Here is a 2,176-nt window from a genome sequence, read left to right on the forward strand (position 1 = left end):
CACCCGCTGTACGCACCCCGCGCGCAGCCCCCTGCGCACCCGAGCCCGCTGCCGCGCCTGCCCCACCGGAAGCGCCTTTCGTCCCATGGGCGTTGCTCACATACGCGCCGAAGATCTCCTGACGCTTGAGCCGGTCAACCGCCGCAGACCGGTCTCCGACGGTCCGGACCTCCAGGGCACCGCCCGCCTTGTCGTTGATCGACTGGGCGAGCAGCTGTGCGCTGCGGCCCGATCCGACGACCGCGACGGGCAGGTGGCGCGGCGCCGGGTTGGCGAAGGCGCCCGGATACATCAACGTCGCACTACACAACTAGATCTACTAGATCTACGAAAAGCGACCCGTGGCCCACCGCGACGACTCCGTCGAGACCATCCAGCTGGAGATGACCGCGTTCGCCCGCCGGGCCCGCGCGAGCGCCGCCCGGATGCATCCCGAGCTGTCACTGGTCTCCTACACCCTGCTGGCGCACCTCGATGACCAGCAGGGATGCCGCGCCACGGACCTCGCCGCGCACTACCTCCTGGACAAGTCCACCGTCAGCCGGCAGATCGCCGCGCTGGAGAACCTCGGCTTCGTCGAGCGCCGGATCGACCCGGACGACCACCGCGTCCAGGTACTGCACCCCACCGACAAGGGCGCCCAGGTACTCGCCAACGTCACCGCCAGCCGCCGCCAGGCATTCCGCGAGCGGCTGGCGGACTGGAACGAGGACGACCTCGACCGCTTCGCGACGTACCTGCAGCGCTACAACGCCGCCCAGGAACGCCACGGATAACGACAGGGATCACGGCAGAGGGATCACGACAGAGAGGGCACCCCCGCACGAGGCACCCGCCCCCTACTGCCGGAACCGTTCCGGGCACTGCCCGCCGTCGGTGAGATACGTCTCCGCCCACCGCGCCAGTTCCTTGAGCGAGGGCTCCAACGCCAGCCCGGCCTCCGTCAGCCGGTAGGAGACCCGCAGCGGCGGCCCCGCATCCACCTCGCGCACGACCAGGCCGGTCGCCGACAGCTCCATCAGACGGTCGGAGAGCATCCGCTCACTGATCCCGGGAATGGCCCGCCGCAGATCGGCGAAGTGCACCGGACCCGGCATGAGAGTGGCGACGATCAGCCCCGTCCAGCGCTTCCCGAACAGCTCGAAGACGCGCGTCGTACCGCCGTCGACCTGCCTGCACATCGCCTCGCCGTGGTCCGCCATACACCCAGAGTACCGCCCTCCGGTTGGCTACTGCAGAAAAGTAAGCTACTGTGCTATTAATAGGGACGTACGGAATTCAACCAATGGTCGCGCACCGCCGGCCGCGAACCGAAGGACCGATCCCCATGGCCACGCTTCTGCTCATCGACTCCTCCGTCTTCCCCGAGGGCGGCTCCGCCTCCCGCTCGGTCACCGCGGCCTTCCGCAAGGCATGGGAGGCGCAGCACCCCGACGGCACCGTGATCCACCGCGATCTGGCTGCCGACCCGCTGCCGCACCTCGACGCGGTCGGCGCCTCCGCCGGCTTCTCCGACCCGGCCACCCACTCCCCCGAGCAGCGGGCCGCCTTCGCGCTGCGCGTCGAGCTCGCCGAGGAGCTGGAGCAGGCCGACGCGATCGTCATCGGCGCACCGATGTACAACTTCACGATCCCCTCCACGCTCAAGGCGTGGCTCGACCAGGTGATCCTCATGGGCCGCACCTCGGGCGAGCAGCCGTCCGCCAAGGGCACCCCGGTCACCGTCGTCGCCAGCCGCGGCGGTTCCTACGCGCCGGGCACGCCCCGTGAGCCCTTCGAGTACGTCCAGAACTACCTGGAGGCCGTGCTGAGCGGCGGGCTGGGCCTCGATGTCGACTTCATCGTCCCCGAGCTGACCATGGCCCCCAACAACCCGGCGATGGCCGAGCTGATCCCGCTGTACGAGACCTCCCGCGACAAGGCTCACGAGGACGCGAAGACCAAGGCCAAGGCCCTCGCCGAGCGCCTCGCCGCCTGAGGACGGCCCGACCCGCGGGACCGGCGAGACCGGGCGGGACCGGGCGGGGCTGCCGGACACGACCCCCGCACCCCCGCGCAGCCCAGCCCGGACACGGCCTCCACGCCCCCGCGCAGCCATCCGGCCCCGCCACCGCCACCGTCTTCGCGGAACCCCCTCGCAGACCGCTCCACATGCCCGCCCCGGGGGCAGCGCCCC

3 protein-coding genes and 1 pseudogene are annotated in these 2,176 nt (G+C 70.7%); 2 read left to right on the forward strand and 2 right to left on the reverse strand.

Features of this window, described 5'->3' with window-relative positions; translation table 11 throughout:
- Positions 1-292: pseudogene (locus tag EST54_RS35150) on the reverse strand (ABC transporter permease); the annotation flags it as partial.
- 49 nt (positions 293-341) lie between these two features.
- Between EST54_RS35150 and EST54_RS33720 the strand changes: the two are divergent.
- Complete coding sequence (locus EST54_RS33720) at positions 342-776, forward strand: MarR family winged helix-turn-helix transcriptional regulator (RefSeq protein ID WP_129251464.1); 435 nt, start codon at positions 342-344, stop codon at positions 774-776.
- Between the two features lie 63 nt (positions 777-839).
- Here the strand turns inward: EST54_RS33720 and EST54_RS33725 are convergent, their stop codons facing one another.
- Positions 840-1,202 carry a winged helix-turn-helix transcriptional regulator gene (locus EST54_RS33725; protein ID WP_129251465.1) on the reverse strand — a complete coding sequence of 121 codons (363 nt, stop codon included), beginning with the start codon at positions 1,200-1,202 and terminating at the stop codon, positions 840-842.
- Positions 1,203-1,327: 125 nt separating this feature from the next.
- Here EST54_RS33725 and EST54_RS33730 point away from each other — a divergent pair, with 125 nt between their 5' ends.
- A complete protein-coding gene (locus EST54_RS33730; protein ID WP_129251466.1) occupies positions 1,328-1,978 on the forward strand; it encodes an FMN-dependent NADH-azoreductase in 651 nt (216 codons plus the stop codon).
- Positions 1,979-2,176: the final 198 nt, after the last annotated feature.

This window comes from Streptomyces sioyaensis (assembly GCF_004122735.1).
In the GTDB taxonomy this organism is placed as follows: Bacteria; Actinomycetota; Actinomycetes; order Streptomycetales; family Streptomycetaceae; genus Streptomyces; species Streptomyces sioyaensis.